The 271-nt window shown below is 66.4% G+C and carries 1 protein-coding gene; it reads left to right on the top strand.

Annotation, left to right across the window (positions count from 1 at the left end):
* The coding region (locus LJE08_RS14030) for a Na+/H+ antiporter NhaC family protein (RefSeq protein WP_304608382.1) at positions 1-271 on the top strand (271 nt) is incomplete at both ends.

Here is a 271-nt window from a genome sequence, read left to right on the forward strand (position 1 = left end):
CGTCACCATGGTGCTCATCTTCATGGTGGCCGGCATCTTCGTGGGCACCGTAGGCCGCGACAGCGCCGAAAGCGTGGCCTACCTGCTGCTTTCCGTCGTTCCCGTGCAGTTCGCCGTAGCGGTGCTGTTCGTGGTGAGCTGCTTCGTGTCGCTGTCGATGGGCACGTCGGTGGGTACCATCACGCTGATCACGCCCATCGCCGTGGCGGTGTCGTCCGCGTCCGGCTTCAGCCTGCCGCTGTGCGTGGCCAGCGTCATGGGCGGCGCCATG

This window comes from Holdemanella sp. DFI.5.55 (assembly GCF_020593575.1).
GTDB classification, from domain to species: domain Bacteria; phylum Bacillota_I; class Bacilli_A; order Erysipelotrichales; family Erysipelotrichaceae; genus Holdemanella; species Holdemanella hominis.